21 protein-coding genes are annotated in these 18,355 nt (G+C 52.0%); 20 read left to right on the plus strand and 1 reads right to left on the minus strand.

Annotated features, from left to right (window positions below; all coding sequences use genetic code 11):
* Positions 1 to 34 precede the first annotated feature (34 nt).
* From L3D05_RS04880 to L3D05_RS04950, 15 genes are all read left to right on the plus strand, one after another.
* The gene (locus L3D05_RS04880) at positions 35 to 2,398 is read left to right on the plus strand and encodes an endonuclease MutS2 (RefSeq protein WP_239614890.1); all 2,364 of its coding nucleotides are present in this window, start codon (positions 35 to 37) and stop codon (positions 2,396 to 2,398) included.
* 25 nt (positions 2,399 to 2,423) lie between these two features.
* The gene (locus L3D05_RS04885) at positions 2,424 to 2,834 is read left to right on the plus strand and encodes a DUF350 domain-containing protein (RefSeq protein WP_255807381.1); all 411 of its coding nucleotides are present in this window, start codon (positions 2,424 to 2,426) and stop codon (positions 2,832 to 2,834) included.
* 102 nt (positions 2,835 to 2,936) lie between these two features.
* Entirely contained in the window at positions 2,937 to 3,494 is a 558-nt protein-coding gene (locus L3D05_RS04890; RefSeq protein ID WP_239614892.1) for a hypothetical protein, read from the plus strand.
* Positions 3,491 to 4,408, plus strand: a complete 918-nt coding sequence (cysK, locus tag L3D05_RS04895) for a cysteine synthase A (protein ID WP_239614893.1) — start codon at positions 3,491 to 3,493, stop codon at positions 4,406 to 4,408. The genes L3D05_RS04890 and cysK overlap by 4 nt, the downstream gene beginning before the upstream one ends.
* Positions 4,409 to 4,563: 155 nt before the next feature.
* Positions 4,564 to 4,785, plus strand: coding sequence for a hypothetical protein (locus L3D05_RS04900; RefSeq protein WP_239614894.1), 222 nt, complete (start codon positions 4,564 to 4,566; stop codon positions 4,783 to 4,785).
* A 12-nt stretch (positions 4,786 to 4,797) separates the two neighbouring features.
* Positions 4,798 to 5,160 (plus strand): spore coat protein, encoded by a 363-nt coding sequence (locus L3D05_RS04905; protein WP_239614895.1) that lies wholly within the window; start codon positions 4,798 to 4,800, stop codon positions 5,158 to 5,160.
* A gap of 139 nt (positions 5,161 to 5,299) precedes the next feature.
* Positions 5,300 to 5,791, plus strand: coding sequence for an Lrp/AsnC family transcriptional regulator (locus tag L3D05_RS04910; protein WP_239614896.1), 492 nt, complete (start codon positions 5,300 to 5,302; stop codon positions 5,789 to 5,791).
* A 36-nt stretch (positions 5,792 to 5,827) separates the two neighbouring features.
* Positions 5,828 to 7,054, plus strand: a complete 1,227-nt coding sequence (locus L3D05_RS04915) for an aminotransferase class I/II-fold pyridoxal phosphate-dependent enzyme (protein ID WP_305037404.1) — start codon at positions 5,828 to 5,830, stop codon at positions 7,052 to 7,054.
* 110 nt (positions 7,055 to 7,164) lie between these two features.
* Positions 7,165 to 7,416: an aspartyl-phosphate phosphatase Spo0E family protein gene (locus L3D05_RS04920; protein WP_239614897.1), complete on the plus strand. Its 252-nt coding sequence runs from the start codon at positions 7,165 to 7,167 to the stop codon at positions 7,414 to 7,416.
* Positions 7,417 to 7,506: 90 nt separating this feature from the next.
* Positions 7,507 to 8,106, plus strand: coding sequence for a bifunctional adenosylcobinamide kinase/adenosylcobinamide-phosphate guanylyltransferase (locus tag L3D05_RS04925; RefSeq protein WP_239614898.1), 600 nt, complete (start codon positions 7,507 to 7,509; stop codon positions 8,104 to 8,106).
* Complete coding sequence (locus L3D05_RS04930; protein WP_239614899.1) at positions 8,081 to 8,659, plus strand: cob(I)yrinic acid a,c-diamide adenosyltransferase; 579 nt, start codon at positions 8,081 to 8,083, stop codon at positions 8,657 to 8,659. Before L3D05_RS04925 ends, L3D05_RS04930 begins: the two co-directional genes overlap by 26 nt.
* 3 nt (positions 8,660 to 8,662) lie before the next feature.
* Positions 8,663 to 9,664 (plus strand): RluA family pseudouridine synthase, encoded by a 1,002-nt coding sequence (locus L3D05_RS04935; protein ID WP_239614900.1) that lies wholly within the window; start codon positions 8,663 to 8,665, stop codon positions 9,662 to 9,664.
* Between the two features lie 33 nt (positions 9,665 to 9,697).
* Positions 9,698 to 10,048 carry a Spx/MgsR family RNA polymerase-binding regulatory protein gene (locus tag L3D05_RS04940; protein WP_239615342.1) on the plus strand — a complete coding sequence of 117 codons (351 nt, stop codon included), beginning with the start codon at positions 9,698 to 9,700 and terminating at the stop codon, positions 10,046 to 10,048.
* Positions 10,045 to 11,235, plus strand: a complete 1,191-nt coding sequence (locus tag L3D05_RS04945; RefSeq protein ID WP_239614901.1) for an aminotransferase class I/II-fold pyridoxal phosphate-dependent enzyme — start codon at positions 10,045 to 10,047, stop codon at positions 11,233 to 11,235. The genes L3D05_RS04940 and L3D05_RS04945 overlap by 4 nt, the downstream gene beginning before the upstream one ends.
* The gene (locus L3D05_RS04950; protein WP_255807327.1) at positions 11,232 to 12,134 is read left to right on the plus strand and encodes a 5'-3' exonuclease; all 903 of its coding nucleotides are present in this window, start codon (positions 11,232 to 11,234) and stop codon (positions 12,132 to 12,134) included. The genes L3D05_RS04945 and L3D05_RS04950 overlap by 4 nt, the downstream gene beginning before the upstream one ends.
* Positions 12,135 to 12,300: 166 nt before the next feature.
* On the opposite strand, the gene L3D05_RS04955 is transcribed toward L3D05_RS04950, so the two are convergent.
* The gene (locus L3D05_RS04955; protein ID WP_239614903.1) at positions 12,301 to 12,885 is read right to left on the minus strand and encodes a transposase; all 585 of its coding nucleotides are present in this window, start codon (positions 12,883 to 12,885) and stop codon (positions 12,301 to 12,303) included.
* A 251-nt stretch (positions 12,886 to 13,136) separates the two neighbouring features.
* Between L3D05_RS04955 and L3D05_RS04960 the strand changes: the two genes are divergently transcribed.
* From L3D05_RS04960 to L3D05_RS04980, 5 genes are read left to right on the plus strand one after another with little or no spacing between them, the layout of a single operon-like run.
* Positions 13,137 to 13,889 carry an ABC transporter ATP-binding protein gene (locus L3D05_RS04960; RefSeq protein WP_239614904.1) on the plus strand — a complete coding sequence of 251 codons (753 nt, stop codon included), beginning with the start codon at positions 13,137 to 13,139 and terminating at the stop codon, positions 13,887 to 13,889.
* 40 nt (positions 13,890 to 13,929) lie between these two features.
* The gene (locus tag L3D05_RS04965) at positions 13,930 to 14,730 is read left to right on the plus strand and encodes an ABC transporter permease (RefSeq protein ID WP_239614905.1); all 801 of its coding nucleotides are present in this window, start codon (positions 13,930 to 13,932) and stop codon (positions 14,728 to 14,730) included.
* Between the two features lie 35 nt (positions 14,731 to 14,765).
* Positions 14,766 to 15,821: an ABC transporter substrate-binding protein gene (locus L3D05_RS04970; protein WP_239614906.1), complete on the plus strand. Its 1,056-nt coding sequence runs from the start codon at positions 14,766 to 14,768 to the stop codon at positions 15,819 to 15,821.
* 30 nt (positions 15,822 to 15,851) lie between these two features.
* Positions 15,852 to 16,973 (plus strand): acyl-CoA dehydrogenase family protein, encoded by a 1,122-nt coding sequence (locus L3D05_RS04975; RefSeq protein ID WP_239614907.1) that lies wholly within the window; start codon positions 15,852 to 15,854, stop codon positions 16,971 to 16,973.
* A gap of 4 nt (positions 16,974 to 16,977) precedes the next feature.
* A complete protein-coding gene (locus tag L3D05_RS04980; protein WP_239614908.1) occupies positions 16,978 to 18,345 on the plus strand; it encodes an LLM class flavin-dependent oxidoreductase in 1,368 nt (455 codons plus the stop codon).
* The last annotated feature ends 10 nt before the right edge of the window (positions 18,346 to 18,355 follow it).

Here is an 18,355-nt window from a genome sequence, read left to right on the forward strand (position 1 = left end):
GCTATAATATAAGGCGAAGGAGATGAATTTCGCCGTGAACGACAAGGCCTTACATACATTGGAATATGATAAAATCATCCAACGGCTCATTGGACTAACTTCGACAAGCCTCGGCAGGGAAGAAGCGGAGAAGCTTTCTCCGTCCCGCGAGTTGCCTATCGTCGAACGGCGTTTGGCCGCAACGGATGAAGCGGTTCGTTCCGTCATGTTCAAAGGAACGCCGCCATTCGGAGGAATAACGGATATACGATCTTCGTTGTACCGAGCGAAGCTGCAAGGGATATTGCAACCTCCCGAATTGATGGAGGTTGCCCAATTCATTATGGGTTCCCGACGTTTAACCCGTTTTATCGCATCGGCTGGCGAAGAAACCGAGCTTCCTCTGCTAAGCGATCTCTGCGAGCCGTTGACCGATTTCAAGGCGCTGGAGGACGAAATACGCCGTTGCATCGATGAACAAGGCGAAGTATTGGATTCGGCAAGCCCCGAACTCGCCTCCGTCAGAAGAGATATTCGAATCAATGCCGGACGGGCACGCGAGAAGTTGGAAAGTCTCGTTCGCTCTAATTCGGTTCAGAAAATGCTTCAAGATGCCCTCATTACGATGCGCAACGATCGTTATGTTATTCCGGTTAAGCAAGAGTACCGTGCGCATTTCGGAGGTATTGTGCACGATCAGTCCGGAAGCGGAGCTACGTTGTTCATCGAACCGGAAGCGGTCGTACAGATGAATAACAAGCTACGGGAACTGAAAATCAAGGAGCAGAACGAAGTAGAGCGCATTTTGCGCAATTTGACCGAGCAGACCGGGGAACGTGCGGATTTGTTGACCGGCGATGCGGAAATTTTGGGCTTGATCGATTTTATTTTTGCCAAGGCGGCATTGGCCCATGCGTTATCCGCGACGCTCCCGGAAATGAACGACGACGGACGTCTGTTACTTCGGAAAGCACGCCATCCGCTGATCGATATCAAGCAGGCGGTTCCGATCGATATGGAGCTTGGCGAACAATACACTTCCATCATCGTAACGGGACCCAATACCGGTGGTAAAACCGTGTCGTTAAAAACGATAGGCTTGCTTAGCCTGATGGCGATGTCCGGTTTGTTTATTCCAGCAGAGGATGGCAGCCGTTTATGCGTGTTCGACGGGATCTATGCGGATATCGGCGATGAGCAGAGCATCGAGCAAAACTTAAGTACGTTTTCCAGCCATATGACCAATCTGATCTCGATGCTCGGGCAAGTCACGAACCGTAGCTTAGTGCTACTCGACGAGCTAGGAGCGGGTACCGATCCGGCGGAAGGTTCGGCTCTGGCGATCGCTATTCTAGAGCACCTTCAGAAATTAGGTTGCCGTCTCATCGCTACTACCCACTACAGCGAGCTGAAGGCTTACGCATACAATCGCAGCGGAATCATCAATGCGAGCATGGAATTCGACGTGGCGACGTTACGTCCGACTTACCGACTGCTTATCGGCGTTCCCGGGCGAAGCAACGCATTCGCCATTGCGGAGAAGCTCGGCTTGCCGAAAAGCATCATCGATCACGCACGGGGCGAAGTCAGCGAAGATGAACTGAAGGTGGATTCGATGATCGCTTCTTTGGAAGAGGATCGCCTTCGCGCGCAAGCGGAGCGTCAAACCGCCGAAAGGCTTCGCCGCGACGTCGAAAAGCTTCAGAAAGAGATCGAGGATGAGCGCTTTAAGCTGGAAGAGCAAAAAGCGAAGCTATTAGAGAGCGCCCGAGAGGACGCTCGGCAAGCAATTGCCAAAGCTAAGCGCGAAGCCGAGGAAATTATATCCGATTTGCGTCGCCTAGCTATGGAAGAAGGAGCGTCGGTTAAGGAGCACAAGCTGATCGAAGCTCGGCGCAAGTTAGAAGACGCTGTACCTTCGCCGGTTGCCAAACCGAACAAGGCTTCAGCAGCGAAATCCGCTAAAATTGTGGCAGGCGACGAAGTGAAAGTTCACAGCTTAGGCGGCCAGAAGGGCCATGTCGTCGAATTGACGGGCAATTCCGAAGCTATCGTGCAGCTCGGCATCATGAAGATGAAAGTGTCGCTCGCGGATTTGGAGCCCATGCGCAAAGCGGTTTCAAACAAAGCTCCTGCCGCGCATACGACGATCGTCAAACGCTCCAGGGACGAGAATATCCGGTCGGAGCTTGATTTGCGCGGGATGATGCTGGACGAAGCGATCATGGAAGTGGATCAGTTTCTGGATGAAGCCTTTCTATCCAACTTGGGGCAGGTATATATCATACACGGCAAAGGAACCGGGGCTCTGAGGACGGGAATTCAAGATTTCCTGCGGAGGCATAAACATGTGAAGAGCTACAGGTTAGGCCAATTCGGGGAAGGCGGCGCGGGGGTTTCCGTGGCCGAGCTTCATTAACGGGAGGTCGTAAGTTGTGAAGGGCATGGTCGATTCCTTAATGTCCCACCCATTTTTTGCGGTGCTTGCTTATTTTTCCGTAGGAATATTGGCGCTTATCGTTTTTCTGTCCTGTTTTGAGTGGGTAACGAAATACGATAGCTGGCGCGAAATTCGTAAAGGAAATTTATCGGTTGCGATGGCGACTGGCGGGAAAATATTCGGGATATGTAATATCTTTAGGTTTTCGATTGAATCCAACGATACGATATACCATAGCCTGATGTGGGCTGCGATCGGTTTCGTTCTGCTTCTGGTCGCTTATTTCTTATTTGAATTTTTAACCCCTGTATTCCGGATTGACGAGGAGATCGAGAAAGATAATCGCGCAGTCGGGTTTCTGGCTCTAGTGTTGTCCGTATCGCTCTCCTATATTATCGGAGCGGCTGTTATTTAATCGGAGGAATGAATCGTGAAGTATTTGTGGGGAACGTTGCTAGCGTTGGCTATTTTATTCATCGTAATCGGCATCATCTATTGGAGAGGGGTATAAACCGCAATGAGTGCAGTAATTTGTCCTTGGTGTCAAAGCGAGATCATTCAAGAGGAGGGCCAAGAGCCCGAAAAATATTGTCCGGTATGCGACAACGAGTTAGAGGGCTATCGCACGTTAAAGCTGAATATCGGCGGTAGCGAGGATGAGGATGACGACGAGGAAGAGTTGGATGAAGATTCCGCGTGGACATCTCCCGACGAAGCCGACGAAGACATTAGCTGGGTGGAAGAAGAAGCGTTAATCGAATCGGATGACGAGCTCATACAATTCGAGGAAACGGTAGAATTGCTGCTGAACGAACAAGAACTCGTGCCGGAATGTCCACTATGCAGGGAGTATATGATCGAAGCCGGAGAGCAACGGGTGGCTGCCGATCAGTTTCGCCCTCATGTAACGGAGGCATTGGGTGACGCTGTCTTAGAGGCACCTTTTTCTTTGACGTTATACGTTTGTCCATCCTGCTTTACGACGCAGAGCTTCTTAGGCGATTCGCATCGCCAGCAGGTTGTGCGGCGTTTAAGCGCGCGGCGGCAGGATACCCGGAGGAATACTAAAGCATGACAAAAATCGTTCAATCTGTTATCGATTTGATCGGGGATACGCCGGCTGTTCAGTTGCAACGGCTTACGGGACCCGAAGACGCGCAAGTTTTCGTTAAGTTGGAGAAAATGAATCCAAGCGGCAGTGTTAAAGATCGCGCCGCTTCCGGATTGCTGATCGACGCGGAAGCACGCGGGCTGATCGTTCCCGGAAGCTTGATCGTTGAACCGACTAGCGGCAACACGGGCATCGGACTAGCGATGTACGCGGCAGCCAAAGGCTACAGGCTCATTCTCGTTATGCCCGACAATATGACGGCTGAGCGAATATCTCTTCTCCGCGCTTACGGTGCGGAAGTTGTTCTGACGCCGGCCGCGGAACGTATGCCGGGCGCGATTGCCAAAGCCCGCCAGATTATCGCCGACAATCCGGGCAGTTATATGCCGAATCAGTTCGAGAATAGGGCAAATCCGGATATTCATCGAACGACGACGGCGTTGGAGATTATCGAGCAAACGGGAGGCCAGTTGGATGCTTTCGTTGCGACGTCGGGAACCGGCGGGACGATAACCGGAACCGGCGAAGTGCTTAAAGCCAAGCTTCCGCATCTTTACGTAGCGGTCGTCGAGCCGGCAGGCTCTCCGGTGTTATCCGGCGGCCAGCCGGGTTCGCATAAGCTGGTCGGTACAAGTCCGGGTTTCGTTCCGGCCATTCTGAATACTTCCGTATACGACGAAATCATTCAAGTGTCGGACGACGATGCGTTAGAGACGACGAGACGTCTTGCCCGCGAGGAAGGTATATTGGTCGGTCCGTCCTCGGGAGCTTCCGTCTGGGCGGCAATTCAGATCGCTAGACGTTTAGGTAAGGGAAAAAGAGTGTTGTGCATCGCTCCCGATACGGGAGAACGTTATCTCAGTATGGATATTTTCTAAAAGGCCGGCTTAACGGCTTGGATTTGAACCATCGGAAACATCCGCGAATGAAGACGCGGATGTTTCTTTGTCGTTCACCGGGCGAATAACCCGAAGCCTGTCATGGCAGACTATCACCTGATGTCCAAACGAACGTCTAGGAGGGAATTCCGGGTATGCAAGCAATGACAGCTAAGGAATTGGAATACATCGCCGACTCGATGTCCAACGAAGACTTGCTTATCAAGCAATGCGCGGTAGCGGCCGCTACGATGACGAACGTACAGCTTCAGCAAGCGTGTTCCCACATGGTCGACGTGCACACGCAACAATATGGAACGCTGCTGAACGCACTGCAACAGCATCAATCGATAGCTCCCGCCCAACCCCAATCCTAAAGGAGGATAAGCATGTTCAACAAACCGACATTAACAGACGAGGACATGGCATCGACGATTTTATCGGATCTCAAGAGGGTAACGCGCGAATATGCGACAGCAGCCACGGAATGCGTATGTCCGGATCTCCGCCAGATGTTCACCCAGTTGCTGAACAGTACCTTGACGTTGCAAGGGGAGCTTTATACCGCAATGTCGCAAAATAATATGTACAACGCTTCCTCTCCGGCATTGAAGCCGGAGATCGATAAGCAACTGAAACAATACCAGCAAACGCAGCAGAAAACGTCCCAGTTCGTGCAGCAAGCCCAAATGTCGCAAAGCGCGATCCCTCCGAATTCGGCAACTAATCCATCTATGCCTGCCTATCAATAGCTGTTAAGCAAACGAGTCATCTCCCCTCCCCGATTGGCAGCGATTGCCGATACGGGGATTTTTTGGCCGGCGAGCCGAATTAACTTTTCACATGGCCTGTTTTTGATGTATGATGTAGAGTAATTCAGGAGGGATCATGATGAACGAATTCAAATTAAGCATCTTGGATCTGCTCAAGGAAGATGCCCGTTTGTCTGCCGCAACCATCGCAACAATGTTGGGCGCAGAGGAAGCGAGCGTTTCCGCAGCGATCGCGGAGATGGAGCAGGACCACGTCATCGTCAAGTACGCGACAGTAATCAACTGGAGCAAGGTGGATGACGAGAAGGTAACGGCGCTAATCGAGGTGGAGTGTACGCCTGAGAGAGGCCGCGGCTTCGAGAGTATCGCGGAACGCATTTATTTGTATCCGGAAGTCAAATCCGTTTATTTAATGTCCGGCGCCTATGACCTGCTTGTCGAGATCGAAGGGAAAAATCTGAAAGAGGTTGCCTCCTTCGTTTCCAACAAACTATCTACGATCGAATCGGTCATCGCCACGAAGAGCTTCTTTATTCTTAAGAAATATAAACAGGATGGCATTATTTTCGAAGAATTCGAAGACGACCATCGTCTACTCGTTTCTCCATAAATCCATTCGTAGTCCATCGTAAAGGAAGAATGCCCCATGATAAAAGATGAGGAAAAGCCGCAAACCGAACAGATCGAGCGTCAACGGAGCGGCATGCAACACCATTTAGCCGCGCACGCGCGCGCGATTCCGCCTTCGGGAATTCGGCGCTTCTTTGATCTGGTTAGCGCCAGCAAAGATAAAGACATCATCACGCTTGGGGTTGGCGAGCCCGACTTCGTAACCCCATGGCGGGTTAGGGACGCCGCGGTATATTCCCTGGAAAAAGGGAAGACGCAATATTCGCCAAACGCGGGGATGTTAGAGCTGCGCGAAGCGATCGGACAATACTTATATAATCAGTTCCAATTGACTTATGATCCCGCTAAGGAAATGATCGTAACGGTGGGGGGCAGCGAAGGAATCGATCTTGCGCTTCGCGCGCTAATCGAGCCGGGCGACGAGATTCTCGTTCCCGAACCTTGCTATATTTCCTATTCTCCGATTACATCGTTAAGCGGCGGAGTAGCGGTAGGCATCGAGACTTTCGCGGACGACCAATTCAAGCTCACCGCGGAAAGCCTGCAAGCGGCCATTACGCCTAAATCCAAAATTCTCGTACTTTGTTACCCGAGCAACCCTACCGGCGCGATAATGACCTACGAAGAAATGCTGCCGATCGCCAAGATCGTGGAAGAGAACGATCTGATCGTCATTTCCGATGAGATCTACGCGGAATTGACGTTCAACGGCAAGCATTCCAGCTTTGCTTCGTTACCGGGAATGAAGGATCGGACGATTCTGGTTAGCGGGTTCTCTAAAGCGTTCGCCATGACCGGTTGGCGAATGGGCTACGCGTGTGGCCATCCCGACCTGATAAGCGCGATGCTCAAAATTCATCAGTACACGATCATGTGCGCACCGACAATGGGGCAAGTGGCCGCGTTGGAAGCTTTGACCAAAGGCGGTCTGGAAGAGAAAGACCGCATGATGGAATCGTATAACCAAAGACGGCGTCTCGTCGTGCAAGGCTTCCGTGAAATGGGGCTCGAGTGTCACGAGCCGCAAGGCGCGTTCTATGCGTTCCCTTCCGTTCGCTCCACGGGCTTAACCTCGGAGCAATTCGCGGAGAGATTGCTATTGGAGGCTAAAGTCGCGGCGGTTCCGGGTCACGTATTCGGCAAAGGCGGAGAAGGTTTTCTTCGTTGTTGTTACGCAACGTCAGTCTCGCAGCTGACGGAAGCCTTGGAGCGGATCAACACTTTCCTGAGAAGCATGGAATAAAAATTCCAATATTTCGAAAAAGGTGTTCTTTTTAATTATGTTTTGCTATAATTACCATGGTTTTCAACCCGCTGAATATCGATTTTTCGTCTTGAGAAGGGGGAACGTACATGGCTGCGGCAGAACATAATTCCATACCTTTGTCGTCTTTAAACGCCGATACCTCCATCATTTCTCATTTCCCGGACAGGGAGGCGGATTTAGTGGAAGAAATTTATAGGTTACGCAAGGCAATGACAGAAACATTCCTGCAGGAGCATTCCTTAATCGCCGATTCAGTCATGGAGCTAAGTCGACAGCTGGATCTTAAAATTAACGAATATATGAAACAAGCACTCTTGAGTCGGGAGAGGGTTCGGTGATTCGTTCGCCGGCCTCTTTTTTTTGCTTTAGAGGGGGATTGCGTTTGTGCTATAGTTAGCATACGTATGGAGAGGGGAGGGGGCAGGACAATGCTATGGTTAATAACCGGGGGAATCGGAACCGGCAAAACGGCGTTCGCGGATGAATTGGCGAATACCGTAGGCCATGAAGGCATTTGGCTGTCGTGCCCTCCTTTTCCGGAGGATCAGGTAAATGCGAAGAAGCTTGGCGAATCTGGGTATTCCGAATTTCTTTGGACTTATTCGGATGCGGACGAGGCTTTGGCGAACAAGCTGAATGCCATCAATCTGGAATCCAATTTTTTTCGGGCGGATCGTCGCGTAATCGTAATAGATAGCTTATCCGGCTGGCTGCGCGGATTGTATGGTCGAGTCGAGCCGGACGCTGCGAACGCAGGGGACCGAATCGATGCCGAGTGGCAAGAGGTGATGGCGGCCATTCTATCGTTTGAAGGTAAAGTCATCATCGTTACGGAAGACACTTTGTCGGGATTATCCATGAGTTCGCGGGAACGGGAATTTAGCTATCGCTTAGCTGCCGCGAACCGCGTGTTATTGGATGCCGGCACTACGTTGTACCGTATGACGGCGGGAATGGCTACGGAAGTGAAAGGTTATCGATTGAAACGGAGGAATGTACGGGATGAAAATATATACTCGGACCGGTGATGAAGGGAAAACATCAGTCATCGGCGGGCGCGTAAAAAAAGATGATACGCGAGTTGAGGCCTACGGGACGATTGACGAGTTGAATAGCTTCGTCGGTCAAGCAGCATCCGTATTGGCCCGGGAAACAACGGCCAATTGGGATGATCTGCTGGAGCATCTTACGCTTATTCAGCACGAGCTGTTCGATTGCGGCTCCGATCTTTGTTACGCGAATCCGGAACCGGAGAAAATGAAGGTCACGCCGGCGATGACGGAACGTCTGGAGGGCTGGATCGATACGTACGAAGCGCAAACGCCGCCGATTACGAGGTTCATATTGCCCGGCGGCGGCGAAGCTGCCGCATTGCTGCACGTATGTCGCACCGTATGCCGCCGTGCGGAGAGAAGGGTAGTGACCTTGTCGTCCGAGCAAGAGTGTCCGGACGAGGTTCGCAAATACTTAAACCGGTTGTCTGATTTTTTCTTCACCGTTGCCAGAGTCGCGAATGCCCGGTTGGGGCTGCTTGACGTCGAGTACGAGCGCGGTGCGCCCGTGTTTCGCCGGAGGTCTTGATTCATGACGATAGAGAACGGCATAGAAACGAATACCGAACATGAGGGGAATGGCGATTATTACGCTCCCATCGAGTATGTCGCTACCGCATCCGATGAAGGCCGAAAATTGCGGGACGTTCTGCGCAAGCGGATCGGCATATCGCGACGGCTCATGGTTCGTTTGAAAACTTCGGATGAGGGGTTGTCCGTTAACGGGCAGAAGGTATGGCCGAACCATACGATTTCCGAGGGAGATGTCATCAGCCTTCGCATGGAAACGGAACAATCGGAGACGATTCTCCCGCAACCGATGGAGCTGAATATCGTGTACGAGGATGATCATCTGCTCGTATTGAACAAACCGGCGGGCATTATCGTGCATCCGACGACGGGACACTATTTGAATACGTTAGCTAACGGAGTCATGCATTATTGGCAGGAGCGCGGAGAACGTATCCGGTTCCGCCCTGTCCATCGCTTGGACGAGCATACTTCGGGATTAGTCGTTATCGCCAAGCATCCGCTGGCGCAGCAGCAATTGTCCGCTCAAATGATGGAAGGGACCGTAACGAAGCAGTACCGGACGTTCGTCTACGGTCGACCTCCCGCGATAGAGGGAGAGATTAACGCGCCTATCGGCAGGCAAACGGAAGATCCGCATCGTCGCGTCGTACGGGACGACGGGGCTCCTTCTCAGACGTTCTATGCCGTTACGCGACTGTACGGCGATCAGGCTTGCGCGGTAGATATTCGTCTGGGTACGGGAAGAACGCATCAGATCAGAGTGCATATGACCTCGATTGGGTGCCCGATTATCGGAGATAGCTACTATTCGATCGAGAAATGGAACGAGACGAAGCTGGCTGCCGACTTGGCTCCGATCATTAATCGGCAAGCGCTGCACGCTGTCCGACTTGGCTTCAAGCATCCGGTTACGGGCGAAGCCATGGAGCTGGAAGCGGAGCTGCCGGAGGATATGAAGAGGTTGGAACAACAGTTGAATACGATCGCGGATCAAGAATAAAGGGGTTTGTTAAACGTGACGGTACGCTTAAAGATGTATCATTTGCCGACTTGCAGCACTTGCAAGAGCGCTATTAAAGCCTTGAAGCAACAAGGCTACGAGCTGGAGCTGCAAGATATTAAGACGACTCCTCCTACCGCGGAAGAGTTGAAGAAACTAATCCCGTTGAGCGGATTGCCGATCGGCAAATGGTTTAACGTCTCGGGCGAGGTTTATCGCGAAATGGGATTAAAGGATAAGCTACCCGGGATGTCGGAAGAGGAGAAGATCAATCTTCTTGCCTCTAACGGCATGCTGATTAAGAGACCGATCGTCTCGAACGGAAGCAAAGTATCCATTGGTTTCCGGGAACAGGATTTCGGTCCGATGTGGTACACTTTATGAAGAGCTTTCAATTTCGGTCCGATCGCCTTGATCGATTAGGTTCCGCGATATTCGCGGAAGTGGCGGAGTGGAAACGGGAAGCGCGCGACAGAGGCTTGTCCGTCATCAATTTGGATATCGGCAGTCCGGACCAACCGCCCGAGCAGCAACTGCGCGCCGTTCTTGCGGAAGCAAGCCTTCGGTCCGATACGTACCGTTATCCGGGTACCGAAGGGACTCTGGCGTTCAGAGAAACGGTTGCGAAGTGGTTCGAGCATCGGTTTCGGGTCCAATTAGATCCGAATACGGAAGTACTGTCCTTAATGGGAACGCAAGATGGACTAGCCCATCTGCCGCTAGCGATTAGCAATCCGGGAGATGCCGCTTTGCTGCCTGATCCGGGTTATCCGGTATACGGGGCAGGATTGGCTGTCGCCGGCGTTGAAGCGATTCCTCTGCCACTGCTCGAGGAGAACGGATATTTACCTGATTTCGATGCCGTTCCTCAGGCGGTATGGGATAAAGTGAAATTCATGATTTTGAATTATCCGAGCAATCCATTGTCGGCTACGGCGGATTTGGCGTTCTTCGAACGCGCCGTTCATACCGCGCGTAAGCACGGGGTGTTGCTCGTGCATGATAATGCGTACAGCGAGATGGCATTCGATGGCTTGCGTCCGCCTAGTGTTCTCGAAATACCGGGTGCTATCGATATTGCGATAGAGTTCCATTCCGTCTCCAAATCGTATCACTTGGCCGGAACGAGATTGGGATTCGCGGTAGGTAACCGAGACGTGTTGTCCTCTTTACGAGCTTTGAAGAACAACATTGATTTCGGCGTTTTTCTAGGGGCGCAGGAAGCTGCGATTGCCGCTTTAGAGATGGACATACACAATCCTAAGCCGATTGCCGGCTTATATGAAGGACGCAGAGACGTATTCGTCCAAGCGCTGCGCGGTCAAGGCTGGGAAGTCCCCTCGCCAGGCGCCACGATGTTCCTATGGGCTCGCGTGCCGGAAGGGTGGTCTTCACGGACGTTTTCGCAGTCGTTGCTTACGTCTACGGGCGTTGCTTCCATACCGGGCAATGCGTTCGGCGAGCGCGGAGAAGGTTACGTAAGATTGGCTTTAGTCGAGCCGGAAGCAGTATTGTTGGAAGCGGCGGAACGGATCGGCGCATTCATTCGAACGGCGCAACCGGACAAATGAACGGAGGGAAAAATGTGGCTGAAGAGAGAGTCATGCTAGTAGACGGAATGGCATTGTTATTCCGGGGATACTTCGCCAATTCATATGGCGGCTATATCCGCAAAACGAAAGCGGGTTTGCCGACTAACGCGGTATACGGCTTCGTGAAGTATTTGCTGGACGCCTGCAAAACCTTCAATCCAACGCATATCGTTTGTTGCTGGGATATGGGAAGCAAAACGTTCAGAACGGATAAATTCGCGGATTATAAGGGCAATCGCCCCGAAGCTCCCGCGGATTTGATTCCCCAATTCGATTTGGTGAAAGAAGTCGTTAGCGGGTTGAATATTCCGAATATCGGCATGGTAGGGTACGAAGCGGACGATTGCATCGGTACATTGTCGAAGCAATTAAGCGCGCACATGGAAGTGTTCGTGCTGACCGGAGATCACGATATGCTCCAGCTAGTCGACGAGCGCGTGCAAGTCGTGATCATGAAAAAGGGCGCATCCAACTACGCGGTCTACGATTCCGAGAAGTTATTGGAAGAAAAGCAACTGACCGCCAAGCAGTTCATCGATCTGAAGGGTCTCATCGGGGACACCTCGGATAATTATCCCGGAGTCAAAGGGATCGGGGAGAAGACGGCGACCAAGCTATTAGTCGAATATCGTTCGATCGAAGGCATTTTGGATAATCTTCATTTGCTGCCTAAAGGCGTAAAAGCCAAAATCGAAGCGGATCTCGACATGCTGCATCTTTGCCGGGAGTTAGCGACGATTACTTGCGACGCGCCCGTTTCCTGTATGCCGGAGGAGTGCTTCTGGCAGCCGGACCAAACGAAGATCTCCTCGCTGTTCGAGGAGCTGGAATTCAACAGCTTGGTGAAAGACGTGAATCGATTGATCGCGGTATCCTAATTATTTTACTCATAACGATAAACCGGAGGCCAATGGCTTTCCGGTTTTTTTTCGTTTCTGGACGATCATTTAAAAATATTTTTTTCTAAGCGAATGTTGCTTCGTACGTTGTATTTTATTTTCGGAAGAGAGCTCGGATTGGACACGAAATCACGAAAAATAAGTTTCAATGGTACCCTCCGAACACGTCCATCCAGCCGTTCTGGATTTTAAGTTTGGATACTTCGGATTCACGGGTCGACTTGGGCTGATCCATGCTTAAGCCTGCGAACAGATAGAGAGGGAGCTGTCTCATCTCGCTTAAAGAGTCGACGAATTTGGATTTGCGGGACGATGTATTGTTCATCTGATAATAAAGGGTTGAGCGACTAAGTCCGAGGAGAGCGGTTTGCGTACGGATGGGGAGTTTCGTTTCGTCTCTGTTAACGAACTCGTTGCGGTCTTCTTTGGATAATCGGGAGATCGTCGCTTGCTTCAGCCAGTCGAGTTGTAAACGCAGTTGGTCGATTTCGGCCTGCATTTCAACGATTTGTTGTTCGTAATCGGATTTCAGCTTCTCCGCCTTTTTGTGGTCGTTCTCGAATAGCTTTGACAAGTTTTGCACGGCATGATTCCTCCATCTGGTTAGGACAATAGGGTGGATGCGATGCTCTTCCGCCAGTTCGGAGATGGTGATTTGTTCCCCAAGAAGTCGGGATATAATGAGCGCTTTCTGATGAGGCGTGAATCTTCTGCGGGTAGTCGTCGCCATATTTATATCTTCCTTTCCTTGGTCCAAATTTCAAATGAAGATTGAAGCGCGAGTCTGATTTTATCCTCATATTAGTGCATGCAGAAGGGAATTTCAAGCATTAATCCTACTTGACACATAGGAATTAAGTGGATTAAGATTCCTAATATCCTGAGGCGAGCGTGAATCGCTTATGGACGTAACACTGACCAGACAAACTGGAAGTCTCTTGATTGTATAGAACGCAGTAGTCGGCAAGGGGTGGTGCGAAAGTGGAAGTTCTTGGACTGAAGAAAGTTTCGAAAACGTACCGAAACGGAACGGTAGCCGTCCAAGAAGCGGATTTAAGGATTCATGAAGGACAATTCGTTTCGTTCGTTGGACCGTCCGGTTGCGGCAAATCAACGATATTCCGAATGTCGGCGGGGTTATCGAGCCCAACTTCGGGTGAAATCGAAATTCTGGGAGGCACGCCGGAACAAGCGAGAAGAAGCAATTCGATCTCTTGCGTGTTCCAAGAAGCGACGCTGCTGCCATGGGTTTCCGTTAGAGATAATATCGCGTTGCCCCTGCAGCTTAGGAAGCAGCCCCGTAAACAGCAGCTTGAAGAAGCGGAGCGGGTATTGCAGCTGGTAGGTTTGCAAGATTACGCGAAGGCGCTGCCGCGAGAGCTATCCGGCGGAATGAAGATGCGCGTATCGATCGCTCGGGCGTTAGTCGCTAAACCTCGGATTCTATTCATGGATGAACCGTTCGGCGCTCTGGATGAAATTACGAGACAGACGCTGCAAGAAGAATTGCTGACGATTTGGCAGCAAACGGAACGAATGACGATCCTGTTCGTCACGCACAATGCGTTCGAAGCGGTGTACTTGTCCAATCGGATTATGGTGATGACACCTCGTCCGGGCCGTATTTCCGCCGAGATCCCGATCGACATTCCGTATCCGCGCGGGGAGAGGTTTCGCGAGCATCCGGATTTCAGCCGATACGTCAGCCTTGTTAACGAATCGTTAAGACATTGATCGTCTCGAAACACTTTACGAACGAAAGGAGGCTAACTCTATGAGCGCTCTTAGAAGCGGCAGCTTGAGCCGCTTGCTGCCTCCGATAGCCGCGTTCGTGCTTATCGTCGGCTTATGGCAACTCATCGTTAGTCAGGCCGGCATACCGGCGTACCTGCTACCCAAACCGTCGGATATCGTCGAAGCGGTCGGCTCCAATTGGAGAAGCTTGCTAGGCTCGGTCTATACGACGACGCTCGAAACGATTCTCGGCTTCCTTTTCTCGGTCATCGGTGGCGTTCTAGGCGCAATCCTGCTGGCAAGCTCCAAAATGATAGAGAGAAGCATCTACCCGTACGCGATTATTTTGCAGACGATTCCGATCGTAGCGGTGGCTCCCATAATCGTTATTTGGTTCGATGCCGGATTGCGCTCTATCGTGATCATCGCATTCCTGATCGGATTCTGTCCGATGTTATCCAACACCTTGATCGGATTGAACTCGACGGATCAGAACCTTAAAAACTTATTCCATCTGTATAACGCGTCGAAATGGCAGACGATGTGGAAGCTGCGTATTCCGGCTGCTCTTCCCTACATTGTAGGAGGGTTGAAAATCTCCTGTTCTCTATGCGTCATCGGCGCGATCGTCGGTGAGTACGTCGCCGGCGTCGGCGGCGGTCAGGGAGGCCTCGGATACGCGATCACTTATGCGGCGATGCGTATTCAGACGCCCTATTTATTCGCTTGCGGCCTCATGGCATCGCTTCTCGGCATCGCGTTCTACCAGCTTGTAAGTTTTCTTTCCCGTAAATTACTCGGCTCCTGGCACGAATCGGAGCTGAGGACGGATATCGATTAACCTAAATAACCCCCATTCGAAAGGATAGATGAGAAATGAAGAAAACTCCGATTAAATTCCTCTTAATGATTATATTGGCTGTCGTTGTCTTAGCCGGATGCGGCAATAACAAGGCATCGAATAACGCGGCCGCGACGGCATCCGAGTCTTCGAAGCCTTCGGAAGCAGCGTCCCCATCGGAATCCGCTTCACAGGAAGCTGCTAAAGAGCTACGCAAAGTTACCGTTCAATTGGGCTGGTTCGCCGAGCCGGAATACGGTGGCGATTATGCCGCTCTAGTGAAAGGTTACTTCGCCGAAGAAGGCTTAGACGTCACGATCAAATCCGGAGGTCCTAAGGTGAACGGCAGACAAATCGTCGCGACCGGAAACGCGGATTTCGGATTCGCGAAAGCCGATACGGTATTGCAAAACCGCGAAGAGGGCCTTCCGATCGTCGCCGTGGCGGGAGTGCTGCAAAGCTCGCCGCAGGCGCTTATTTTCCACAAGGACCAGAATATTAAAACTTTCGAAGACTTGAACGGCCGTACGGCGTTCTTCGTTCCGGGAGTTCCGGCGTACGAGTACGTGAAGAAGAAATACAATCTGAAGTTGAAAGAGCAAGTGACGGACGGTACGCTCGTACGGTTCTTAGCGGATAAGACGTCGCTCCTGCACGGATTCGCGACATCGGAGCCGATTACTTTGAAAGAGCAAGGAATAGAGGCGGAGCCGTTCTTATTGTCCGAATCCGGTTACGATCCTTACGAGATTACGATCATTACTTCGGAAAGCTTCCTGAAGAATAACCCGGAAATCGTTAAAGCCTATTTAAGAGCGGTTAAGAAGGGCTGGGCCTATTACTTCGACCATGCCGAGGAAATCAATGTACGCATCAACGAAGATAACAAGGATCTCCCGGTAGCGGCGATGAACGAACAGGCGATTGCCTACAAACCTTACGTAACCGGCGGAGACGCGGCAACGGAAGGCTTCGGCGTCATGAAGGAATCCCGTTGGGAAGAAAACAAGAAACAACTGCTCGAAGTCGGCCTGCTCAAAAAAGACGTCGACGTGAACGAAGCGTTCACTACGGAGTATTTGCCTAAATAACGAGGAAGCATGACGGAGGGAAGAGAGCTCATGAGTACCCTGACTTCGAGAACGAAGGAACAATACTGGATAGATCTGGCAGTTGAGTTGTCGGCGCGGTTTGCCCTATCGGCGGCCGAGACGGACAGAAAGGCAGAGCTGCCCAAGGATAACCTGCGTTTATTGTTCGAGCGGGGCTTGGATACGGCGATATTGCAGGAAGAGAAGGGCGGAGCGGGCATCTCGTACGCGACGTTCGGGCGTATCGTCTTTGAAATCGCGCGAGGATGCCCGTCAACGGCTTGCGTATGGCTGATGAACACTTCCGCTGCGGAATCTCTCATTACGTTATCCAATCCCGAGAAATCGGATTATTATTTGCATCAATGGAAGCAAGGCAAACGGTTCGCGAATGCGTTAAGCGAGCCTTCATCCGGGAACCTGTTCCTTAATCCCGTTCAAGAGGCGACGCCTCTCGGAGACGGGGACTGGAGCTTGGACGGAGCCAAAAGGTTCGTATCCGGCTCGGAGTGGGCTGACTTTTTTCTAATTAACGTAAGCATCGACGGCGCTCCCGCATTTTTCGGCGTAGAGCGCGACGAGACGGTCGAGATTCACGAAATATGGGATGCGTTAGGCATGCGAGGCACGAGGAGCCAACTGATCGGGTTTAACGAGACGAGGCTGAGAGCCGACAATCGCTTCGGCCAAGTCGCTTCCACCCGCCAGAATCTGATCGCTCTCGGTCTCCCTTGGCTGTCTCTAGGGATTGCCCAATCGGCATACGATGCGCTGATAGCGCAAGCCCAAGGGAAGAAACTTTCGGATGGCAAGCCATTGTCCCACGTGCAATGGATTCAATACGAAACGGCCGAGATTCATGTCAGGCTAAAGGCGGCTAAGCTGTTGGCGGAGCATCTGCTGGATTTGGCGGATGCCGGATCCGAGCAAACGATCGTCGTGTCGATGGAAGCCAAAATATTGGCTAACCAAATCGGCAAAGACGCCGCGGATCTTGGTCTTCGCGTTGGGGGAGGCCTTGCGTTCACGCGGGCTCTACCGTTCGAGAGGCATTTGCGCGACGCGCAAGCGGGCGGGCTGATGGCCTACTCCAGCGAGCTATGCAAATTGTTCGTCGGCAAGAACGAGCTGAACGTACGGGAGCAAGGGTAATCTTATGGCCAAACAAATCAGACTGAACGCTTTCGACGTGAACGCGGCCATGCACAATTCGCACGGCTTGTGGAAGCATCCGGAAAGCGAGAGATACCGGTATAAAGATTTGAAATATTGGGCCGAGATGGCGCAATTGCTGGAACGCGGTTTGTTCGACGCGTTGTTCCTAGCGGATGTGTACGGCTTTTACGATATTTACCGGGGGAGCAGGGACGCGGCTCTTCGGGACGCGATCCAGGCGCCGATCAACGATCCTTCGCTCATCATCCCGACAATGGCTTACTCGACGAAACATTTAAGCTTTGCCGTCACGGTTCCGACAACCTATGAGCAGCCCTACGCCCATGCCAGGCGAATGACGACGCTGGATCATCTGACGAACGGCCGGATCGGTTGGAACGTGGTCACTTCCTTCCTGCCGAGCGCAGCGCGCAACTTCGGGCTGAATCGGATGATCGGACATGACGAGCGCTACGATATCGCGGACGAGTATTTGGAAGTCGTCTACAAGCTGTGGGAAGGAAGCTGGGAAGACGATGCGGTTGTTCGGGATGCCGTTAACGGAATTTACACGGACCCGTCCAAGGTTCATGAGATTCATCATGAAGGCAAGCATTTTCGCATACCCGGTCCGCATTTGAGCGAACCGTCGCCGCAACGGACGCCCGTCTTGTATCAAGCCGGCGCTTCCCCAAGGGGGAGGGCATTTGCGGCAAAACACGCGGAATGCGTCTTCATCGACGGCCATTCCTATGAAAGCATGAAGTTTTACGTCGACGATATTCGGGCGCAGGCCGTTGCTTACGGGCGGCATCCCGACGACATCAAAGTGTTCATGGCATTAAGCACAATCGTGGGAACGACGGCCAAGGAAGCGGAAGAGAAGTTCCGCGAACTGACTGCGCTAAGCAGTGAGGAAGGCCCGCAAGCGATCTACGGAGGGTACTCGGGCATTGACCTGTCTAAAGGTGATCCGAATCAAATCTTGACCTACCAGTCTACCGATCACGGGCAAACCGTGCTGGCCCGCTATACGAAGATGTCTCCGAAAGAGATGACGTACGGAGAAGTCATCGAGTCGGTCAAGAAAATCGGAGGCAGAGCGGTCGTTCTAACTGGCTCGGCCGAGCAGGTAGCGGATCAGATGCAGACGTGGATGGAGAAAACGGGAATCGACGGGTTTAATCTCGGCCATCTCGTCACGCCGGGCAGCTTGAAGGAAGTCATTGACGGAGTCGTTCCGATCTTGCAGGAGCGCGGGGTATACAAAACGCAATATGAACCAGGTACGATGCGCGAGAAGCTGTTCGGAGCCGGGCAAAGCCGGTTGACCGAGCGGCATCCGGGCGCCGGTTACCGATACAAGTGAGGGAATGCGA

Source organism: Cohnella mopanensis (assembly GCF_022352055.1).
Lineage (GTDB): Bacteria > Bacillota > Bacilli > Paenibacillales > Paenibacillaceae > Cohnella > Cohnella mopanensis.

Bases quoted from the DNA above. Each gene is read 5' to 3' on its own strand.
- L3D05_RS04885 (WP_255807381.1), top strand. From the start codon at position 2,424: ATGGTCGATTCCTTAATGTCCCACCCATTTTTTGCGGTGCTTGCTTAT.
- L3D05_RS04890 (WP_239614892.1), top strand. From the start codon at position 2,937: ATGAGTGCAGTAATTTGTCCTTGGTGTCAAAGCGAGATCATTCAAGAG.
- cysK (WP_239614893.1), top strand. From the start codon at position 3,491: ATGACAAAAATCGTTCAATCTGTTATCGATTTGATCGGGGATACGCCG.
- L3D05_RS04900 (WP_239614894.1), top strand. From the start codon at position 4,564: ATGCAAGCAATGACAGCTAAGGAATTGGAATACATCGCCGACTCGATG.
- L3D05_RS04905 (WP_239614895.1), top strand. From the start codon at position 4,798: ATGTTCAACAAACCGACATTAACAGACGAGGACATGGCATCGACGATT.
- L3D05_RS04910 (WP_239614896.1), top strand. From the start codon at position 5,300: ATGAACGAATTCAAATTAAGCATCTTGGATCTGCTCAAGGAAGATGCC.
- L3D05_RS04915 (WP_305037404.1), top strand. From the start codon at position 5,828: ATGATAAAAGATGAGGAAAAGCCGCAAACCGAACAGATCGAGCGTCAA.
- L3D05_RS04920 (WP_239614897.1), top strand. From the start codon at position 7,165: ATGGCTGCGGCAGAACATAATTCCATACCTTTGTCGTCTTTAAACGCC.
- L3D05_RS04925 (WP_239614898.1), top strand. From the start codon at position 7,507: ATGCTATGGTTAATAACCGGGGGAATCGGAACCGGCAAAACGGCGTTC.
- L3D05_RS04930 (WP_239614899.1), top strand. From the start codon at position 8,081: ATGAAAATATATACTCGGACCGGTGATGAAGGGAAAACATCAGTCATC.
- L3D05_RS04935 (WP_239614900.1), top strand. From the start codon at position 8,663: ATGACGATAGAGAACGGCATAGAAACGAATACCGAACATGAGGGGAAT.
- L3D05_RS04940 (WP_239615342.1), top strand. From the start codon at position 9,698: ATGTATCATTTGCCGACTTGCAGCACTTGCAAGAGCGCTATTAAAGCC.
- L3D05_RS04945 (WP_239614901.1), top strand. From the start codon at position 10,045: ATGAAGAGCTTTCAATTTCGGTCCGATCGCCTTGATCGATTAGGTTCC.
- L3D05_RS04950 (WP_255807327.1), top strand. From the start codon at position 11,232: ATGAACGGAGGGAAAAATGTGGCTGAAGAGAGAGTCATGCTAGTAGAC.
- L3D05_RS04955 (WP_239614903.1), bottom strand. From the start codon at position 12,885: ATGGCGACGACTACCCGCAGAAGATTCACGCCTCATCAGAAAGCGCTC.
- L3D05_RS04965 (WP_239614905.1), top strand. From the start codon at position 13,930: ATGAGCGCTCTTAGAAGCGGCAGCTTGAGCCGCTTGCTGCCTCCGATA.
- L3D05_RS04970 (WP_239614906.1), top strand. From the start codon at position 14,766: ATGAAGAAAACTCCGATTAAATTCCTCTTAATGATTATATTGGCTGTC.
- L3D05_RS04975 (WP_239614907.1), top strand. From the start codon at position 15,852: ATGAGTACCCTGACTTCGAGAACGAAGGAACAATACTGGATAGATCTG.
- L3D05_RS04980 (WP_239614908.1), top strand. From the start codon at position 16,978: ATGGCCAAACAAATCAGACTGAACGCTTTCGACGTGAACGCGGCCATG.